Raw genomic sequence first — 18,309 nt, forward strand, 5'->3', positions numbered from 1 at the left:
CCGAAAGTTCAGGCAGAGGGGTGGCGGCGCGCGCAGGAAGAGGCGAGGCGCCGCGGCGGCTGGGCAGGCGTGCCGTGTTTCAGGCAGCGCCGAGCTGAATTCGATCGCGCGTGGTCTGGCGGCGCGTGGCGACGAGGTCGCCGCGCGCTGCGCCGGTGGGGGAAGAGGGCAGCCGCATCCGCTCGATTCTAACGGTCCGCTCCGGCACCGGCGTCCGGCAGGGTCGGGGGCCATGGTGACCGGTGTCCGCCGGGCTGTCCGGGTGTCCGGCGGGCTGTCCACGCAGCTGTCCGCGGACACCGTCGGTAAACGGATGATTTCTTTCAAATCGTTGATGTGAAAGGGATTTTTCAGAATTCGAGAGATGGCACGGGCGTTGCGAACGTCAAGTCACCGCTTCCGAAAGTCCGCCCGATGATCCGAGACACCGCCGCCCAAGACCGCATGCTCGCCACCGAGCTGCCAGCCCGCCGCCGCCCGCTGTGGTGGGCCGCCGCAGGGCTGCTGGTGGTCGGCGCCGGCCTCTGGTTGTTTGGCGGCAAGCTGGCCGGCATGTGGCGCGAAGGCAGCGGCGGCGTGGCGTCGGTCAGCATGAGCCGGCTGACGCTGGCCGACGTGCAGCGCGGCCCGCTGGTGCGCGACCTGGCCGCCGAAGGCAAGGTCGTCGCCGCGCAAAGCCCCACGCTGTACGCGCCGGGCACCGGCACCGTGACGCTGAAGGTGCACGCCGGTGACGCGGTGCAGAAGGGGCAGGTGCTGGCCAGCATCGACAGCCCGGCGCTGGCCAGCCGCGTGGCGCAGGAACAGTCCCAGGCCGACGCCTTGCAGGCCGACGCCAAGCGCGCCGAGGTGCAGCTGCGCCAGCAGCGCTCGGTGCTGCAGAGCGCCTGGGAAAACGCCCGCATTGACGCGCAGACCGCCGAGAACGACCTGGTGCGCCAGCAGAAGGCCTTCGAGGCCGGTGCCGCCTCGGGCATGCAGGTCGAACATGCCAAGGACACGCTGGACAAGGCCAGGATCACGCTCTCGCATGCCAAGGAAGGCATGGGCCTGAACGACGACAGCCTGCAGTTCGACCTCAAGGCCAAGCAGCTCGCGTTTGAGCGCCAGCGCCTGATGGTCACCGAGCTGCAGCGCCAGCAGAGCGAGCTGCAGGTGCGCTCGCCGGTGGACGGCCAGGTCGGCCAGCTCTTCGTGGCCGAACGCGCCACCGTGGCGCAGGACGCGCAGCTGCTGTCGGTGATCGACCTCTCGGCGCTGGAAGTGCAGATGCAGGTGGCAGAGAGTTATGCGCGTGAACTGTCGGTCGGCATGCCGGGCGAGGTGGCTGGCAACGGCAAGACCTGGCGCGCCGAGGTCAGCGCGGTGTCGCCCGAAGTCGTCAACAACGAGGTTGCCGCGCGGCTGCGTTTCGTGGGCGAGCCGCCCAGCGCGCTGCGCCAGAACCAGCGCCTGTCGGTGCGCGTGCTGCTGGACAAGCGCGACAGCGTGCTGACCGTTCGCCGCGGCAACTTCGTCGAACAGCTCGGCGGCCAGTTCGCCTACGTGGTGCGCGACGGCGTGGCCATCAAGCAGCCGGTGCGCCTGGGCGCGCGCGGCATCGACCAGATCGAGATCACCCAGGGCCTGAACGTGGGCGACCGCGTGATCGTCTCCGGCACCGACGCGCTGCAAGGCGCCGAGCGTGTGCCGCTTTCTCCCTGATTCCTTTCGCCCTTTTCTTCAATCCCAACAGGAGCCCGCATGCTGAAGATGACTGGTTTGTCCAAGGTCTACCGCACCGACATGGTCGAGACCTACGCCCTGCGTGACTTCAACCTTGAGGTCAAGGCCGGCGAGTTTGTCGCCGTCACCGGTCCTTCCGGCTCGGGCAAGACCACCTTCCTGACGATTGCCGGCCTGCTGGAAGCCTTCAGCGGCGGCCGCTACGAGCTGGACGGCGTGGACGTCAGCAAGATGGGCGACGACGCCCGCTCGCAGATCCGCAACCAGAAGATCGGCTTCATCTTCCAAGCCTTCAACCTGATCCCGGACCTGCGCGTGGCCGACAACGTGGAAGTGCCGTTGCGCTACCGCGGCCTGCCCGCCGCCGAGCGCAAGCAGCGTGTGATGCAGGCACTGGAGCGCGTGGGCCTGGCCTCTCGCGCCCGCCACTACCCGGCCGAGCTCTCGGGCGGCCAGCAGCAGCGTGTGGCGATTGCCCGCGCACTCGCCGGCAGCCCGCGCCTGTTGCTGGCCGACGAGCCCACCGGCAACCTCGACAGCCAGATGGCCCGCGGCGTGATGGAGCTGCTCGAAGAGCTGCACCGCGAAGGCGCCACCATCGTGATGGTCACCCACGACCCGCAGCTCGCCGCCCGCGCCCAGCGCCATGTGCACGTGATGGACGGCCAGGTGCTGGACCTGACGCTGGCGCGCGACGCAGCCGTCGAGCCCGGCCGCGCCGCCGCAGCGCTGGCCTGAACCCGTGGTGCTGCGCATGCCTCTTCTGCCTTTGCTCGTCGGGTTGCGGTTTCGCGCTCCGGTGACACAACACACCGTTCGGGCTGAGCCTGTCGAAGCCGCGTTTCACTTGACGGTTCGGCACCGCTCCACTCCGTTCGGGCTGACCCTTCGACAAGGCTCAGGACTGAAGGCCTTGTCGAAGCCTGCTGTCCTTCGACAAGCTCAGGATGAATGGGCAAGAGACACTTCGACAGGCTCAGTGCGAACGGTGTGGTGGCAGTTGCGAACGGTGTGGTGGCCCTTGCGAACACTGGCGACCTTCGCGGCCATTGCGGCCAGCCTGCACGCAGCACCCGCCTCGGCTGCCGACCTGCTGGCGATCTACCAGCAGGCGCTGGCGGCAGACCCAACGCTCTCCGCCGCCCAGGCCCACCTCGGCGCGGTGCAGGAAGGCGTGGCCCAGGCCCAGGCGCCGCTGCTGCCGCAACTGGCCGCCACCGGCAGCCTGACGCATGACGACGCCGCCGGCCAGCCGCGGGGCCGCGTGCAGAGCTGGGGCGCCAGCCTGAACCAGGTGCTGTTCGACGGCAGCCAGTTCGCCACGCTGCAGAAAGCCCAGGCCGAAGCCGGCGCAGAAGCCGCGCGGCTGCAGGCCGCGCAGCAGGCGCTGTGCGTGCGCGTGGCGCAGGCCTATTTCGGCGTGCTGGGTGCGGTGGACGCACTGGCCAATGCGCGTGCCAACCAGCAGGCCTTCGAGCTGCAGGTCAACCAGTCCGAGCACCGCGTGCGCCAGGGCTTGATCGCCCAGCTGGACCTGGACCAGGCACGCGCCTACGCAGGCGCCGCCGTCACGCAGACGCTGGCCGCCGAGAGCGCACTGGACGACGCCCGCGAGGCGCTGCGCCAGCTCACCGGCCAGCCGGTGCCGCCGCTGCAGCCGCTGGTCACGCCGCTGCCGCTGGCACTGCCAGAGCCGGCCGACGCGCAGGCCTGGGTGCAGGCCGCGCTGGCGCGCAACCCGCTGCTGGCCGCGCAGTCCGGCTCGCTGGAAGCGGCCGAGCAGGCCATCACCAGCGCCCGCCGCCAGCACTGGCCCACGCTGTCAGCCGGCGTGGACCTGGCGCGCACCCGCGAGCCGGGTTCCGACGCCGCGACCGAACACACCTGGGCGCTGACGCTGAAGCTGCCGCTGTTCAGCGGCGGCATCACCCAGTCGCAGGTGCGCCAGGCCGCCTACCAGCGCGACGAGGCGCGCGACGGCCTCGAAGCCCTGCGCCGCCAACTGGCACGCGACACGCTGGCCCATTACCGCGGCGTGGTCTCTGGCGCTGCGCAGGTGCGCGCAGCCGAGCTGGCGCGCGACGCGGCCGAGCGCGCGCTGGCGGCGACCCGCGTCGGCCAGGAACTGGGCACCCGCACGATGACCGACCTGCTGCTGGCCATCCAGACGCAGACCTCCACCCAGGGCAGCTACTCGCAGCTGCGCCACCAGTTCGTGCTGGAGCACCTGCTGCTCAAGCAGGCCGGTGGGGCATTGAGCGAAGCCGACCTGGGCGCGCTGAACACCTTGCTGGCACCGCTCGCGGTCGCCAGCGTGCCTTGAACCGTTGCCGTCCCTTTTCAGGAGACCCACGATGTTTGCTTACTACCTCGCCCTGGCGCTGCGCGGCATGCGCCGCAGCCGGGTGCTGACCGGCCTGATGGTGCTGGCCCTCGGGCTGGGCATTGGCGCCTGCATGACCACGCTGACGGTCTACCGCGTGATGTCCGGCGACCCGATCCCGAGCAAGAGCCACCGCCTGTTCACGCCGCAGCTCGACAGCGACCCGATGAAGGGCTACACGCCCGACGATGAGTTGCCCGAACAGCTGACCCGCTTCGACGCCGAGGCCCTGCTGCGCGAGCACCACGGCGTGCAGCAGGCGGTGATGACCGGCGGTGGCTTTTCCATCGTGCCCGACCAGCCCGACCTGTTGCCGTTTTTCGTCGACTCGCGTTACACCTCGGCCGACTTCTTCAGCATGTTCGACGCGCCCTTCGCCGCCGGCCAGGGCTGGACCGCGGCCGACGACGAGGCCCGTGCCCGCGTGGCCGTCATCACGACTGAGCTGGCCGAGAAGGTGTTCGGCAAGCAGCCCGCGGTGGGGCGAGACATCCGCATCGACGAGCAGGTCTACCGCGTGGTGGGCGTGCTGAAGCCCTGGCAGCTCACGCCGCATTTCTACGACCTTAACACCAGCCGCTTCGGCAACACCGAGCAGGTCTATGTGCCGTTTTCGACCTCGCGCGAACTCAAGCTCAGCCGCAACGGAGGAATGACTTGCCATTCCGAGAAGTCGGCCGACCCTACCTCGCTGGCCTCCATGTGCACCTGGGTGCAGTACTGGGTTCAGCTGGACACCGCCCAGCAGGTCAGCGACTACCGCCAGTACCTGCAGGGCTATGCCGAACGCCAGCATGCCGCAGGGCGTTTCGAGCGCCCGGCCCGCACGGCGCTGCACGACGTGATGGGCTGGATGACGCTGAAGAAGGTGGTGCCCAGCGATGCCGAGCTTCAGGTCGGCGTCGCCTTCGCGTTCCTGCTGCTGTGCCTGGTCAACACCATCGGCCTGCTGCTGGCCAAGTGCCTGCGGCGGGCACCGGAGATCGGTGTGCGACGGGCGCTGGGCGCTTCGCGGCGGTCCATCTTCGTGCAGTTCCTGGTCGAGGCCGGTGTCATCGGCCTGCTGGGCGGCGCGCTCGGACTGCTGCTGTCCATCGGCGGGCTGGCGCTGGTGCGGCAAAGTCCCAGCGGTGTCGCCAAGCTGGCCGAGCTGGACATGACGATGCTGGCGCTGACCTTCGGCCTGGGCCTGGCCGCCAGCGTGCTGGCCGGGCTGCTGCCCGCTTGGCGCGCCTGCCAGATCACCCCTGCGCTGCAACTCAAGTCTTCTTGAAAGGACACACCATGTCGAACTTCTGGATGGACCTTCGCCCGGTGCTGTCGTCGCTGAGCCGGCACAAGACCGCGGCTTTCCTGATCGTGCTGGAGATCGCGCTGAGCTGCGCGCTGATCTGCAACGCGGTGTTCGTGATCGGCCAGCGGCGCGAGCTGATGAACGTGTCAACCGCGGTGGCAGAAAACGAGCTGGTGCGCGTGCAGACCATCGGCCTGCGCAAGGACGAGAACCCGGACGTGCGCACCCGCGAGGACATCACCTTGCTGCGCGGCATTGCCGGCGTGCGCGACGTGACCATTTCCAGCCAGGTGCCGTTTGGCAACTCCTCGTGGAACACTGGCTACTCGCTGCGCAAGGACCAGGAAAAGCCCACCGCGCACCTGTCGCTCTACATGATCGGCGAGCGCTTCCTGGACACCACCGGCCTGCGCCTGCTCGAAGGGCGGGACTTCCTGCCGGAGGAATACCAGTCGATGGCCGTGCTCGACAAGATCGAGGGCGACGCGCCGATGCCTTCGGTGCTGCTCAACCATGCCGCTGCAGAGAAGCTGTTCCCAGGCGATTCGGCGCTGGGCAAGGAAATCTGGAACGGCGATGTCGCCAGCCGCGTCATCGGCATCGTCGACGACATCCTGCCGCCCAACCCGCGCCAGGGCAACACGGCGGCCGTGCTGCAGCCGGTCCGCTTCAACTATGCCAACGGTGGCAGCTACCTGCTGCGCGTGGCGCCTGAGGACCGCGACCGGGTGCTGAAGGAAGCCGGCGTGCTGCTGGACAAGGCCATGCACGAACGCATCATCTTCCGGCTGGAGCGCATGGACGAGATGCGCAGCAAGTACTTCCGCGAGGACCGCGCGCTGGCTTGGTTGCTGGGCATCGTCAGCCTGGCGATGCTGCTGATCACCGCATTGGGCATCGTCGGCCTGGCCAGCTTCTGGGTGCAGCAGCGCACGCAGATGATTGGCGTGCGGCGTGCGCTGGGCGCCACGCGCCACCAGATCCTGCGTTACTTCCAGCTGGAAAACCTGCTGCTTTCCAGCGCCGGCATTGCGCTGGGCATGCTGGCGGCCTACGCGATCAACTACGTGCTGATGAAGCAGCACGAGCTGGCACCGATGCCGCTGTGGTACCTGCCCGTCGGCACCCTGGGGCTGTGGGCGCTGGGCCAGTTGGCGGTGCTTGGACCGGCGATGCGCGCGGCCGCGGTGCCGCCTGTCGTGGCCACCCGTGGGCTAGCATGAGCGCCCGCTGAGATTACCTGCCATGCGCCGCGTCCTGATCATTGACGACCACCCCGCCGTCGGCGAAGCCTTGTCGCTGCTGCTGTCGCTGCACGACATCGCCCCGCGCGTGGCCCACGGCCCGGCCGAAGGCCTGGCCTGGCTGGCGCGGGAACCGGTGGACCTGGTGATCCAGGACATGAACTTCAGCGCCGACACCACCTCCGGCCAGGAAGGCCAGGCGCTGTTCCGCGCGCTGCGCGAGGCGCAGCCGGACCTGCCGGTGATCCTGCTCACCGCATGGACCCGGCTGGAGAGCGCCGTCGAGCTGGTGAAGGCCGGTGCGGCGGACTACCTTGCCAAGCCTTGGGACGATGCCAAGCTGCTGGCCACGGTGGAGAACCTGCTGGAACTGGCGGAGTCGCAGCGTGAGCTGGGCCAGGCGCGGCAGGCGCGGGCCCGGCGCCGCGCGGTGCTGGCCGAGAAGCTGGACCTGCGCGGCGCAGTGTTCGCGTCCGACGCGATGGCCCAGGTGCTGGAGATGGCCGGGCAGGTCGCGCGCTCTGCCGTGCCGGTGCTGATCACCGGGCCCAACGGCGCCGGCAAGGAACGTGTGGCCGAGATCATCCATGCCAACTCGGCCGTGCGCGACGGGCCGATGATCGCGGTCAACTGCGGCGCGCTGCCGGGCGAGCTGATCGAGGCCGAGCTGTTTGGGGCCGACAGCGGCGCCTACACGGGGGCCACCAAGGCCCGCGAAGGCCGCTTCGAGCAGGCCGATGGCGGCACGCTGTTCCTCGACGAGATTGGCAACCTGCCGCTGGCGGGCCAAGTCAAGCTGCTGCGCGTGCTGGAGACCGGGCGCTTCGAGCGCCTGGGCGGTGGCCGCACGAGGCAGGTGGCAGTGCGTGTGCTGAGCGCCACCAATTCGGACCTGGCGGCGATGGTGCGCGCCGGCAGCTTCCGCGAAGACCTGTATTACCGGCTCAACGTGATCGAGCTGCGCCTGCCGCCGCTGGCCGAGCGCCGCGACGACATCCTGCCGCTGGCCGAATTCTTCCTGCAGCGCCGCGCCCGCCTCAGCGAGCCCGCGCGCGAAGCGCTGCTGGCACATGCCTGGCCGGGCAATGTGCGCGAGCTGAAAAACGCCATCGAGCGCGCGGTGCTGATGGCGACCGACAGCGGCGCGGCCATCCAGCCGGCACAGCTCGGCCTGGGGCCTGTGCAGGCGAGCGCCGCGCTGGCCGCAGCGCACCGCAACCTGGATGAGCCCAGCCGCGAAGCGGTGGTCGCCGCGCTGGAGCGGGCTGACGGCGTGGTCAGCCGCGCTGCGCAGTCGCTGGGCCTGTCGCGCCAGGCCTTGTACCGGCGCATGGAACGCTATGGATTGGCGGCGCCTTGAGCGAGTCGAACGTCACCCCACCCGCGCCGCCGAGGCTGCAGCACCGGCTGATTGCCGCCGGCCTGGTCTGCGCGTTTGGCGGCGCGCTGATCTACCACGGCCTGACCGAATGGCCGCTGCCGGAGCTGCTGGAAGAAGGCCAGGACCTGCTGGCGCTGGAGGACAGCGAGCGCATCGTCGGACCTTCCCCGGGCAGCCTGCTGGCCCTGGTCGCCAGCGCGGTGCTGCTGCTGCCCTTGGTCGCCTGGCTGGCCGCGTGGGCGCTGGCGCCGCTGCGCACGCTCAACCGCGCGCTGGACAACCTGGTGCAAAGCTACCGCGACGGCGACTTCAGCCGCGCGCTGGCGGCAGACGACGTGTTCGCCAACTCGCTGCGCGAAGGCGAGGGCAAGCGCGGCCCGTTCCAGGGCTACGGTGAACTCGCCGAGCTGGTCAAGCAGCACCAGGTGCTGGGCCAGGCCTTGCGCGAACAGCGCCAGCACCTGGTGCAGCGCGAGCTGCTGCTGGACACGGTGCTGCAGCACAGCCCGCTGGCATTGGTGCTGACCAGCGTGCATCCGGCTTCGCAAGAGCGGGTGGTGCTGGCCAACCTGGCAGCGCGCCAGCTGTTGGGCGAAGGCCGCAGCCTGCAGGACCAGGACTTCCAGCTGCTGCTGGCCGCCGCGCCGCCCGCGCTGCGAGAGGCCGTTGCCGCGGGCGAGGACGCCTTGTTCACGCTGGTGCAGGAAGGTGGCGACGAGACCTTCCACCTGTCGCAGCGCCATGTGCAGTTGCAGGGCCGGCCGCACCGGCTGCGGCTGTTCCGCCGCATGACACGTGAGCTCTCGCGCCAGGAAGTGGCGACCTGGAAACGCGTGATCCGCGTGCTGAGCCACGAGTTGAACAACTCGCTGGCGCCGATTTCGTCGCTGGCCCACTCGGGTGCGGAGCTGGCCCGGCGCGGCGAGCTGGCACGCCTGCCCGCGGTCTTCGCCAGCCTGGGCGAACGTGCGCGCCACCTGCACGAATTCCTCGAAGGCTATGCCCGTTTCGCCCGCCTACCTGCGCCGCGCCCGGCGCCGGTCGTCTGGTCCATGTGGGCCGAAAGCCTGGCCGCCCACTGCAGCTTCGCGCTGCTCGGCGAGCTGCCCACGCCGCCTGGCGTGTTCGACGCCGGCCAGATGGAACAGGCCTTGATCAACCTGCTGAAAAACGCCCACGAGGCTGGCGGCCCGCCCGAGGCCGTGACCCTCAGCATCCAGGAAATGCCCCTGCTGCTGCCCGCTGAAAACGCGGAGCCGGCAGTGGCCCAGCCTGGCTGGCGCATCGAAGTGGCGGACCGCGGCCCCGGCATGAGCGACACCGTGCTCTCGCAGGCCTTGCTGCCGTTCTACTCGACCAAGCGTGCCGGCACCGGCCTGGGCCTCGCGCTGGCCCGTGAAATCGCCGAGGCCCACGGTGGCCGCATCACGCTGGCCAACCGCGAAGGTGGCGGCCTGCGGGTCAGCATCCAGCTGCCGGGGGCGAGGACCGGCTGAGTGCGGCCCTCGCCTTGACCGAACTGCCGACACGTTTATACCCATTTGGGTAGATGGCCGGCCTGCAGTTGTATATAGCATCGGCAGCTTGACCATTGTCCGATCAGGAGTCTTTGATGCGATTCTCCCGTGCGCTCATTCCGCTGTTGGCTTCGGTGTGCCTGTCCGGCTGGTTGCCCGGCACGGCTTCTGCGGCGTCCTCGCCGCAAGGCTACTCAGGCATCTTCGGCGGTGGTCCGCTGTACATCACCTCGAAGGGCGCGTCCCAGAACATCACCGAGCTGGCGAACTCCGGCTTCACCGAGATCATCGTCTGGAGCGTCGAGGTCAAGCCCAATGGCGACCTGAACCTGAACGGCGAGTTCCCGCTGACCTCCGAGGGCGTCTACATCGGCGACCAGACTTACCCTGACTTCGCCTCCGACATGGCGCGGCTCAAGCAGGGCAAGGTCAAGCGCGTGACCTTCAGCATCGGCTCGTCCAATTTCGGTGACTGGCAGGACATTGCCGCGCTGGTGCAGAGCCAGGGCACCGGCCCCGACAGCATCCTCTACAAGACCTTCGCAGCACTCAAGGCTGCGATCCCGGCCATCGACGCCATCGACTTCGACGACGAAAACAGCTTCGATCTGCCCAGCACGGTGAAATTCGGCGTCATGCTTGGGAAGCTGGGCTTCCACGTGGTGCCGGACCCGTATTTCAACGCCTCGTACTGGACGCAGGTCGCCGCGAAGATCAACAAGCAGCTGCCAGGCACCGTGGACGCCGTGCACCTGCAAGCCTATGCAGGCGGCACCGGCAACAGTCCCTGCCAGGGCTGGGACTTCGGCGACGTGCCCGTCCTCCCGTTCCTGTGGGACGCCGACGACAGCCCGCGGCAAGTGGGCAACCAGATGAAGAGCTGGCACACCGAATGCGGCATCGTCGGCGGCGGCCTCTGGCTGTATGACGACCTCGTAGGCACCGGGAAAACCGCGAAGTACGCCAGGGCCATCAACGCTGGCCTCAAGTAGCCGCGTCAGGCGCCGGCCCCATCGAGGGCCTGGCGCCTTGTCAGATCTTCCACCAGGTCTTCGCGTCGACCACGTCCTGTTCGATGCCCGCCCGCAGCGCGTCCAGCGACTCGTATTTGCGTTCGTCGTGCAGCTTGTGCGTCAGGTCGACCTGCAGGATGCGGGCGTAGCCGCCTTCGATGGCGACGTCGGCGGGCCAGTCCAGGCAATGGACTTCGAGCAGCACGCGGCCGGCGTCTTCGATGGTGGGGCGCACGCCCAGGCTGGCCACACCAGGCAGGGGCTGGGCGCCCAGGCCGTGCACGCGCACGACGAAGATGCCCTGGGCGGCAGGGCGGTGGGACGGGAAGCGCAGGTTCAGGGTGCGGAAGCCCAGGTCGCGGCCGAGCTTGCGGCCGTGCACCACGTGGCCGCTGATGCTGTAGGGCCGCCCCAGCAGCGCGGCGGCGCGTTCCATCGCGCCGTCTGACAGGGCTTCACGCACGGCCGAGCTGGACACCCGCATGCCGTGCACTTCGTAGCTCAGCATGCGGGCCACGTCGAAGCCCAGCGTGTTGCCGGCGTTGTCCAGCATGGCGTAGTCGCCGGCGCGCCTGGCGCCGAAGCGGAAGTCGTCGCCGACCAGCACATAGCGGGCGTTCAGTTGCTTGACCAGCACCTGTTCGATGAAGTCCTGCGGCGTCTGGCTGGCGAAGCGTTGGTCGAAGCGCATCAGCACCACGTCGTCCACGCCGCAGCGCTCGAGTTCCTGCAGTTTGTCGCGCAACGTGGCGATGCGCAGTGGGGCCAGCTCGGGCTTGCCGGCCTGCTGGGCAAACCAGTCGCGCGGGTGCGGCTCGAAAGTCATCACGCAGCTGCGCAGGCCCCGATGCTTCGCTTCGTTGTTGAGCAGCGCCAGCATGGCCTGGTGGCCCCGGTGCACGCCGTCGAAGTTGCCGATGGTCAGCGCACAGCCTTGCGGGCCCTGGGCAGACGGAGGAATGTGGCCGCGGAAGACTCTCATGAAGAAAGCGATTATCCGGCCTGTGTCGGCAGTTCGTGGTGCGGCCGCCCCAGCTCGGTCAGCGACCAGCCGTCGATCCAGCACCATTGGCCGGCCGGCAAGGTCTCGGGAATGTGCAGCGGTCCAAACGAGCTGCGGTGTAGCGTCTCGACCCGGTTGCCGACCGCGGCCAGCATGCGCTTGACCTGGTGGTACTTGCCTTCGGTCAACGTCAGCCGCAGGTGCAGTTCGCTGACCGCTTCACAGGCGGCCGCCCGCACCGGCGCGGGGTCGTCGTCCAGCACCACGCCGGCGAGCAGGCGCTCGACCTGGCTGGCGTCGATGGGGTGCTTGCAGCCCACCTCGTAGACCTTGGGCACGTGGTGCTTGGGCGAGGTCAGCCGGTGGATCAGCGTGCCGTCGTCGGTCAGCAGCAGCAGACCGGTGGTGTCTTCATCGAGCCGGCCGATGGGCTGGACCTCGCGCTGGCGCAACGGCGCCGGCAGCAGCGTCATCACACTCGGGTGGTGCTTGGGCTTGCGCGAGCATTCGTAGCCCGCGGGCTTGTGCAGCAGCACCAGCGCCTTGGCGTGGTACGGCCAGCGCTGGCCTTCAACCGTCAGCACCAGGCCTTCGGTCGGCAGGTCTTCGTTCGGGTCGTCCAGCTCGCGCTCGCCCAGGCGCACCAGCCCGGCATCGACCATGCCGGCGCAGACGCGCCGGGTGCCGAAGCCTTGCGAAAACAGGATCTGGCTGAGTTTCATGGGGGCCGATTGTCCGTCAGCGCGTGCGCGCTTGCGGCCAGCCTTCCTCGGCCCTTGCCGAGGAAGCCCACCATCCGGGCCGTCCCGCTTGCGAAGCCTTGGCCTAAAGGGCCCGCCGCTTCAAGGGCGCGGGCATCGGCGAGAGCAAGCGGTCGAGCTCAGTTGACCGGGGTCAGCAGGTAGTACTTGGTGTCGGAGCCCTGAACCAGGATCTTGCCGCTGTTGGTGATCTTGTAGGCGGCGTGGACCGTCAGACCATCCGGCATCGTGACCACGTCGTCCAGGTCCTTGAACTGGGTGCCGTCGCTCTTGATGATGAAGCCGCCATAGCCGCCGCTCGCGCGCGTGTAGTCGCCGACCACCCAGCCCGCGTCGTTGATGTCCAGGGCCCGTCCGTGGCTGGCCTTGGGGATGGCGAGGTCCCGCATCGGAGTGCCGGGGTTCCGGATGAACGGGCGATCCTGCCCCCACGCCGATCGCTGGTAGCTGCCCACCACTTGCTGCTGCTGGTTGAGTCCCATGGCCATGCTGGCGCGGCCCAGCGCCGGGTTGTGCAGGTCGGTGAGTACGGCATAGGGCGGCTCACTCATGAATGCGTGGTACACGTCCTTGAAGTCCGCCGGGGTATGCACCGTGCCATAGCCCACCACCACGCCGTCTTCGGTGAGATCCTTCGGTTCGATCGGAAAGTCGGCGCTGTTGTGTGGCAGCCGGCTCACTGCTCGGGTGTTGAGGTCGAGCACGAAGACTTCGTTGCGGTCGTTCTCGCGGCTGGTGCCCGCCACGAGCCCGGTGTTGGTGATCACTCTACCGCTGCTCATCGTGCCAACCAGGGGCCCCAGATCCTGCACCGAGCCGGTGGCCGAGTCCTGGACGAAGGCGCCCTTTTTGTCGATACCACCCGTGAAGAGGCCAGCGTCATTGATCGAGTACGCCACGCTGTTGGTGACCCCCGCGGTGCCCACGATGGTGACGCTCTTGCCCTTGGCTGCGGTGAAGAAGGCGCGAGAGTGGGAGATGTCGTCCACCACGCTGCCCACGACCTGGCCCGCGTTGTTCAATGAATTGGGGCCCAGCTTCTCAGCTTCGCTGCTCTTGAGCAGCTTCACGTCGTATTGGGTCTGCGCAAGGGCGCTGGTGCAAACCAGCGAGAGCGCCAGCAGCAGTGAACGGAGTGGCGGCGGTGTCATGTCGGGTCCTGTCAGTGGGCTGCGGGAGGTCATCCCGAGAATATGCTGGTACAGCATTGGTGCCTCCGATGATAGTTGCGGGTGCCCTGGCGAACATCCCAAGTTTCAATGAGCCTCGGGCCTGAGCCGAAGGCGAAAGCCCATGAAAAAAGCCGCGTCGGGCGACGCGGCTTTTGGCGGAAACGGGTGCGCAGATCAGGCGAAGACGCCCGCCGTGTCCTGCATGCGATCCGAGACTTCGCCAAGGTGATGCAGCGTGTCGCCGAACTGCATCTCCATCATCGTCAGCCGCTTGAAGTAGTGGCTGGCCAGGTATTCGTCGGTCACGCCGATGCCGCCGTGCAGCTGGATGCACTGCTGGCCGACAAAGCGGGCGGACTGGTTGAGCTGCACCTTGGCTTGGCTGAGCGCACGGCGGCGGGCCGGGGCCGCTTCGCCCAGCTTCAGCGTGGCGTAGTAGCTCATCGAGCGGGCCAGTTCGAGCTGCATCTTCACATCGGCAATGCGGTGGCGCAGCGCCTGGAAGTGCGTCAGCGTCACGCCGAACTGCTTGCGCGTGTTCATGTACTCGACGGTGATCGCGGTCAGCCTGTCCATCAGGCCGACGCCTTCGGCGCACAGCGCGGCAATGCCGATGTCCACCGCCTGTTCGAGCGCGCCGTAGCCTTTCTCGACCACCAGCGCGGCCGGGGCTTGCGCCAGCGTCAGCTCGGCGGCGCGCGCGCCGTCCTGCGTCGGATAGCCCTTGACGGTGATGCCCGCCGCGCCGCGCTCGACCAGGAACAACGCGATGCCGGCCTCGCTGTCCACGTCGCCCGAGACGCGGGCCGGCACGATGAAGGCATCTGCTTCATCGCCGGCTGGCACCACACTCTTCACGCCGTCCAGCGTCCAGCCGGTGGCCGTCTGATGCGCGCGGGTCGTGACATGGCGCAGCTTGTACCGCGCGCCGGCTTCCTGGTGCGCCAGCACGACCAGCGCCTCGGCGCCGGCCATCTTCGGCAGCCATTCGGCCTGCAGTGCCTCGGGCGCTTCCGCCAGCAGCGCTGGTGCGATGAGTGCGCCTTGGGCCAGCGGAGCGTTGACCAGGCCGCGGCCCAGCTCTTCCATCACCACCATCGCCTCGACGGCGCCGAAGCCCAGGCCGCCGTGGGCCTCAGGAATGGTCAGCCCGGCCAAGCCGAGTTCGGCCAGCTCGGTGTAGACCTCGCGCGTGGCGCCGCCGGCCTTGGCCAGCTGGTGCCGGCGCTCGAATGTGAAACCCTTGTCGACCCAGCGGGCCACCGCGTCGCGCAGCGAGACCTGGTCGTCGGAGAAATCGAAGTCCATGATGTGTCCTCAGGCGCCCAGCACGGTCTGGCTGACGATGTTGCGTTGCACTTCGTTGCTGCCGCCGTAGATGGTGGTCTTGCGCAGGTTGAAATAGGTACTTGAAAGCGGTGCGCATTCGCCGGCATTGCCCGGCCACAGTCCGCCCAGCGCCTGGTCGCCCTGCCAGCCGGCTTCCATCGCCTCGTGGATGAACGGCACGCTCAGCGGGCCGCCTGCCAGCATCATCAACTCGGCATAGCGCTGCTGGATCTCGCTGCCGCGGATCTTCAACAGGCCCGCCACGTCCAGGCTCTGCTTGCCGCTCTTCTCGGCCGAGAGCACGCGCAGCACCATCATCTCCAGCGCCACGATGTCGATTTCCAGCAGCGCGATCTGGTCGCGGAAGCGGGTGTCGTCGTACACGCCCTGCGACTTGGCGATGCGCTTCAAGCGCTCAAGCTCGCGCTTGGCACGGTTCACGTCGGCGATGTTGGTGCGTTCGTGCGCCAGCAGGTGCTTGGCGTAGGTCCAGCCCTTGTTTTCCTCGCCGATCAGGTTCTCGGCCGGCACCTCGACGTTGTCGAAGAAGACCTCGTTCACCTCGTGCTCGCCGTCCAGCATGATGATGGGCCGCACGGTCACGCCCGGGCTCTTCATGTCCACCAGCAGGAAGCTGATGCCGGTCTGCGGCTTGCCGGAGGTAGCGGTGCGCACGAGGCAGAAGATCCAGTCGCCGAACTGGCCCAGCGTGGTCCAGGTCTTCTGGCCGTTGACGATGTATTTGTCCCCCTGCCGCTCGGCGCGGGTCTTGACCGAAGCCAAATCGGAGCCTGAGCCCGGTTCGCTGTAGCCCTGGCTCCACCACACCTCGCCGGAGGCAATGCCCGGCAGGAAGCGCTTTTGCTGCTCGGGTGTGCCAAAGGCCATGATGACCGGCGCCACCATCACCGGACCGAACGGGACGATGCGCGGTGCACCGGCCAGCGCGCACTCTTCCTCGAACAGGTGTTTCTGCACCGCATTCCAGCCCGGCCCGCCGAATTGCTTGGGCCAGCCGTAACCCAGCCAGCCCTGCGCGCCCAGGATCTTGGCCCAGCGCTGCAGGTCGTCACGGCTCAGGCGCTGGGCCTGGTGCACCTTGCTGCTGATGTCCTTGGGCAGGTGCTCGGCCACCCAGTCGTGGATCTGCTGGCGGAAAGCCAGTTCGTCCGGCGTGAAATTGAGGTCCATGAGGCGTGTCTCCGATCTCTCCGATTTTTAGCACGACCGTTCGCCTTCATCCTGTCCCCCCAGCGACAAGCGGGCCATGGGGTTTTCACGTGTTGGCGAGGCTCATGTTTGGCACGGGGCCGGCAGGAGCCTTCAGATCAGCTCCCCATGCTCCGAGGCGTGTACGCCATGAAATTCACTTCAGGCGTTGATCGAGTGATCAGGAAGCCCAGTCGTTCATAGAACCTTCGGGCAGGGTTCGACGAAAGGACATGAAGGCGGATTGGCAGTTCGAGTGACCTGGATTGATTGACGAAGTGCTTCATGACCGCGGTGCCCAGCCCCCGGTTCTGTGCAGCAGCTTCCAGGTAAATCTCTTCGAGCTGGATGTGCGTCTCGTGCTGCTCATGGGCAACGGCGCCAACGAGCACGTCATTGGCGTAGCTCCTGGCGAACTTGCCACCTTGAAGCAACTTCTGCATCGTTGGGCGAGCTACCCGTTCGAAGCAATCGCCAAGGTCCGCTTCGACGTACGCACGCATCGTTGACTCGCACAGGCGGTAGATGTACGCAAAGTCTTGGTCTCCTGCCAGCTGGAACTTCAGGCGGACAGACGCCATCGAGTGCACCTCCTCTGGTGAGGCCTGATGCGTGGGTCGTTGCCGATCCACGCAAGGTTACGGGCTGACGCTGAAGCAGCCGGCTGCTGCCGGCTTGCGACCCTCAGTCGCGGAAGTTCTTGTGCGTCAGCGGCTGCTCGGGAAACTCTTTCTTGAGCAGCGCGATGGCCTGTTGCAAGTCGTCGCGGTTCTTGCCGGTGACACGCACTTCGTTGCCCTGGATGCTGGCCTGGACCTTGAGCTTGCTGTTCTTGATCGCGCCGGTGATCTTCTTGGCAAGCTCGGACTCGATGCCGTCCTTGATCTTGTCGACTCGGCGCAGCTTGTCGCCGCCCAGCTTTTCCAGCTTCTCGCCCTTGTCGATGAAGTTGATCGTCACGCCCTGCTTGGTCAGCTTGCTGATGAGCACTTCGTTGATCTGGTCGATCTGGAAGTCGCTGTCGCCGATCAGGTGCAGCTCCTTTTCCTTCTCCTTCAACTCGACACTGGCGCTGGTGCCCTTGAAATCGAAGCGGGTGCCGATTTCCTTGATGGCGGTGCTGACGCCGTTGTTGATCTTGACCATGTCGGGTTCGAGGGCGACGTCAAAGCTGGGCATGGCAGGCGACTTTCGGAAATAGCAGGCACTGTTTGGCCTGGAAGGGCAAAGGAAGACGGGGAATAGCAGAAAATTCTGCCATGCAAATCGAAGCGGGCGTGAGCCTGAAGACCTATAACACCTTCGGCCTGCCCGCGGTGGCTGGCCGGCTGGTGCGCATCACGGCCGACGCCGACGTGCGGCGGCTACTGGAACTGCCCGGCCTGGGCGGCGCGCCCAAGTTCGTGCTGGGCGGCGGCAGCAACGTGATCCTGACGCGCGACATGCCGGAACTGGTGCTGAAGGTCGAGGTCAAGGGCATTCGCGTGGCCAGCGAAACGGCCGACGCCTTCATCGTCGAGGCCGGTGGCGGCGAGTCCTGGCACGACCTGGTCGCGTGGACGCTGGACCACGGCTTTCCCGGCCTGGAGAACATGGCGCTGATCCCCGGCACCGTGGGCGCGGCGCCGGTACAGAACATTGGCGCCTACGGGCTGGAGCTGCAGGACCGCTTCGATTCGCTGGACGCGGTGGACCTGGTGACCGGCCGCAGCGTGCGGCTGGACGCCTCGCAGTGCAAGTTCGGCTACCGCGACAGCATCTTCAAGCAGGCGCTGGCCGGCAAGAGCCTGATCACGCGGGTGCGCTTTCGCCTGCCCAGGCGCTGGCAGCCGGTGCTGGGCTACCTGGACCTGGAGCGCAAGATGGCCGAGACCGGCAACCATGCGCCGGACGCCCGCACCATCTTCGACTGGGTCTGCGCGATCCGCCGCGCCAAGCTGCCGGACCCGGCGGTGATTGGCAACGTCGGCAGCTTCTTCAAGAACCCGCTGGTCACGGCCGAGCAGTGCCGCGACATCATCGCCCGCGACCCGCATGTGGTGCACTACCCGATGGACGGCGGCGGCTTCAAGCTCGCGGCAGGCTGGCTGATCGACGCCTGCGGCTGGAAGGGCAAGACAGTCGGCCATGCGGGGGTCTACGAGAAGCAGGCCCTGGTACTGGTGAACCGCGGCGGCGCCATCGGCTCCGAGGTGCAGACGTTGGCGCGGGCGATCCAGGAAAGCGTCTACGGCCGCTTCGGCATCCGGCTGGAAATCGAGCCGGTGGTTGTGTAGCG

The 18,309-nt window shown here is 67.7% G+C and carries 16 protein-coding genes; 9 read left to right on the top strand and 7 right to left on the bottom strand.

Annotated features, from left to right (window positions below; all coding sequences use genetic code 11):
• The first annotated feature begins 414 nt into the window (after nucleotides 1-414).
• From ACAH41_RS16925 to ACAH41_RS16960, 8 genes are all read left to right on the top strand, one after another.
• The gene (locus ACAH41_RS16925; RefSeq protein WP_325656800.1) at nucleotides 415-1,704 is read left to right on the top strand and encodes an HlyD family efflux transporter periplasmic adaptor subunit; all 1,290 of its coding nucleotides are present in this window, start codon (nucleotides 415-417) and stop codon (nucleotides 1,702-1,704) included.
• A 39-nt stretch (nucleotides 1,705-1,743) separates the two neighbouring features.
• On the top strand, nucleotides 1,744-2,463 hold the full coding sequence (locus ACAH41_RS16930) for an ABC transporter ATP-binding protein (protein ID WP_325656798.1): 720 nt from the start codon (nucleotides 1,744-1,746) through the stop codon (nucleotides 2,461-2,463).
• Nucleotides 2,464-2,746: 283 nt separating this feature from the next.
• Nucleotides 2,747-4,048 (top strand): TolC family outer membrane protein, encoded by a 1,302-nt coding sequence (locus ACAH41_RS16935; protein WP_325656794.1) that lies wholly within the window; start codon nucleotides 2,747-2,749, stop codon nucleotides 4,046-4,048.
• 31 nt (nucleotides 4,049-4,079) lie between these two features.
• Nucleotides 4,080-5,381: an ABC transporter permease gene (locus ACAH41_RS16940; protein WP_325656792.1), complete on the top strand. Its 1,302-nt coding sequence runs from the start codon at nucleotides 4,080-4,082 to the stop codon at nucleotides 5,379-5,381.
• Nucleotides 5,382-5,392: 11 nt separating this feature from the next.
• A complete protein-coding gene (locus ACAH41_RS16945; RefSeq protein WP_325656790.1) occupies nucleotides 5,393-6,625 on the top strand; it encodes an FtsX-like permease family protein in 1,233 nt (410 codons plus the stop codon).
• 22 nt (nucleotides 6,626-6,647) lie between these two features.
• Nucleotides 6,648-8,006, top strand: a complete 1,359-nt coding sequence (locus ACAH41_RS16950; protein WP_325656788.1) for a sigma-54 dependent transcriptional regulator — start codon at nucleotides 6,648-6,650, stop codon at nucleotides 8,004-8,006.
• Entirely contained in the window at nucleotides 8,003-9,523 is a 1,521-nt protein-coding gene (locus ACAH41_RS16955; RefSeq protein ID WP_325656786.1) for an ATP-binding protein, read from the top strand. Before ACAH41_RS16950 ends, ACAH41_RS16955 begins: the two co-directional genes overlap by 4 nt.
• 116 nt (nucleotides 9,524-9,639) lie before the next feature.
• Nucleotides 9,640-10,536: a hypothetical protein gene (locus ACAH41_RS16960; protein WP_325656784.1), complete on the top strand. Its 897-nt coding sequence runs from the start codon at nucleotides 9,640-9,642 to the stop codon at nucleotides 10,534-10,536.
• Between the two features lie 40 nt (nucleotides 10,537-10,576).
• Here ACAH41_RS16960 and ACAH41_RS16965 read toward each other — a convergent pair whose 3' ends face one another.
• The 7 genes from ACAH41_RS16965 to ACAH41_RS16995 all read right to left on the bottom strand — a co-directional run bounded on the left by ACAH41_RS16965 (nucleotide 10,577) and on the right by ACAH41_RS16995 (nucleotide 17,210).
• A complete protein-coding gene (locus ACAH41_RS16965; protein WP_325656783.1) occupies nucleotides 10,577-11,539 on the bottom strand; it encodes a bifunctional riboflavin kinase/FAD synthetase in 963 nt (320 codons plus the stop codon).
• 11 nt (nucleotides 11,540-11,550) lie between these two features.
• Nucleotides 11,551-12,282 (bottom strand): pseudouridine synthase, encoded by a 732-nt coding sequence (locus ACAH41_RS16970; protein WP_325656782.1) that lies wholly within the window; start codon nucleotides 12,280-12,282, stop codon nucleotides 11,551-11,553.
• A 158-nt stretch (nucleotides 12,283-12,440) separates the two neighbouring features.
• On the bottom strand, nucleotides 12,441-13,529 hold the full coding sequence (locus tag ACAH41_RS16975) for a hypothetical protein (RefSeq protein WP_370538384.1): 1,089 nt from the start codon (nucleotides 13,527-13,529) through the stop codon (nucleotides 12,441-12,443).
• Nucleotides 13,530-13,667: 138 nt separating this feature from the next.
• On the bottom strand, nucleotides 13,668-14,801 hold the full coding sequence (locus ACAH41_RS16980) for an acyl-CoA dehydrogenase family protein (protein ID WP_325656779.1): 1,134 nt from the start codon (nucleotides 14,799-14,801) through the stop codon (nucleotides 13,668-13,670).
• Between the two features lie 9 nt (nucleotides 14,802-14,810).
• A complete protein-coding gene (locus tag ACAH41_RS16985) occupies nucleotides 14,811-16,013 on the bottom strand; it encodes an acyl-CoA dehydrogenase family protein (RefSeq protein ID WP_325656777.1) in 1,203 nt (400 codons plus the stop codon).
• 137 nt (nucleotides 16,014-16,150) lie between these two features.
• On the bottom strand, nucleotides 16,151-16,612 hold the full coding sequence (locus ACAH41_RS16990) for a GNAT family N-acetyltransferase (RefSeq protein ID WP_325656775.1): 462 nt from the start codon (nucleotides 16,610-16,612) through the stop codon (nucleotides 16,151-16,153).
• A 103-nt stretch (nucleotides 16,613-16,715) separates the two neighbouring features.
• Nucleotides 16,716-17,210, bottom strand: coding sequence for a YajQ family cyclic di-GMP-binding protein (locus ACAH41_RS16995; RefSeq protein WP_325656772.1), 495 nt, complete (start codon nucleotides 17,208-17,210; stop codon nucleotides 16,716-16,718).
• Between the two features lie 80 nt (nucleotides 17,211-17,290).
• Between ACAH41_RS16995 and murB the strand changes: the two genes are divergently transcribed.
• Nucleotides 17,291-18,307 (top strand): UDP-N-acetylmuramate dehydrogenase, encoded by a 1,017-nt coding sequence (gene murB / locus ACAH41_RS17000; RefSeq protein WP_325656770.1) that lies wholly within the window; start codon nucleotides 17,291-17,293, stop codon nucleotides 18,305-18,307.
• Nucleotides 18,308-18,309 lie beyond the last annotated feature (2 nt).

This window comes from Ideonella sp. (genome assembly GCF_041287625.1).
GTDB lineage: Bacteria > Pseudomonadota > Gammaproteobacteria > Burkholderiales > Burkholderiaceae_C > Ideonella.

What these genes read in the sequence shown, in the direction of transcription:
- ACAH41_RS16925 (WP_325656800.1), top strand. Translation starts at nt 415, where the DNA reads ATGATCCGAGACACCGCCGCCCAAGACCGCATGCTCGCCACCGAGCTG.
- ACAH41_RS16930 (WP_325656798.1), top strand. Translation starts at nt 1,744, where the DNA reads ATGCTGAAGATGACTGGTTTGTCCAAGGTCTACCGCACCGACATGGTC.
- ACAH41_RS16940 (WP_325656792.1), top strand. Translation starts at nt 4,080, where the DNA reads ATGTTTGCTTACTACCTCGCCCTGGCGCTGCGCGGCATGCGCCGCAGC.
- ACAH41_RS16945 (WP_325656790.1), top strand. Translation starts at nt 5,393, where the DNA reads ATGTCGAACTTCTGGATGGACCTTCGCCCGGTGCTGTCGTCGCTGAGC.
- ACAH41_RS16950 (WP_325656788.1), top strand. Translation starts at nt 6,648, where the DNA reads ATGCGCCGCGTCCTGATCATTGACGACCACCCCGCCGTCGGCGAAGCC.
- ACAH41_RS16960 (WP_325656784.1), top strand. Translation starts at nt 9,640, where the DNA reads ATGCGATTCTCCCGTGCGCTCATTCCGCTGTTGGCTTCGGTGTGCCTG.
- ACAH41_RS16965 (WP_325656783.1), bottom strand. Translation starts at nt 11,539, where the DNA reads ATGAGAGTCTTCCGCGGCCACATTCCTCCGTCTGCCCAGGGCCCGCAA.
- ACAH41_RS16970 (WP_325656782.1), bottom strand. Translation starts at nt 12,282, where the DNA reads ATGAAACTCAGCCAGATCCTGTTTTCGCAAGGCTTCGGCACCCGGCGC.
- ACAH41_RS16975 (WP_370538384.1), bottom strand. Translation starts at nt 13,529, where the DNA reads ATGCTGTACCAGCATATTCTCGGGATGACCTCCCGCAGCCCACTGACA.
- ACAH41_RS16980 (WP_325656779.1), bottom strand. Translation starts at nt 14,801, where the DNA reads ATGGACTTCGATTTCTCCGACGACCAGGTCTCGCTGCGCGACGCGGTG.
- ACAH41_RS16985 (WP_325656777.1), bottom strand. Translation starts at nt 16,013, where the DNA reads ATGGACCTCAATTTCACGCCGGACGAACTGGCTTTCCGCCAGCAGATC.
- ACAH41_RS16990 (WP_325656775.1), bottom strand. Translation starts at nt 16,612, where the DNA reads ATGGCGTCTGTCCGCCTGAAGTTCCAGCTGGCAGGAGACCAAGACTTT.
- ACAH41_RS16995 (WP_325656772.1), bottom strand. Translation starts at nt 17,210, where the DNA reads ATGCCCAGCTTTGACGTCGCCCTCGAACCCGACATGGTCAAGATCAAC.
- murB (WP_325656770.1), top strand. Translation starts at nt 17,291, where the DNA reads ATGCAAATCGAAGCGGGCGTGAGCCTGAAGACCTATAACACCTTCGGC.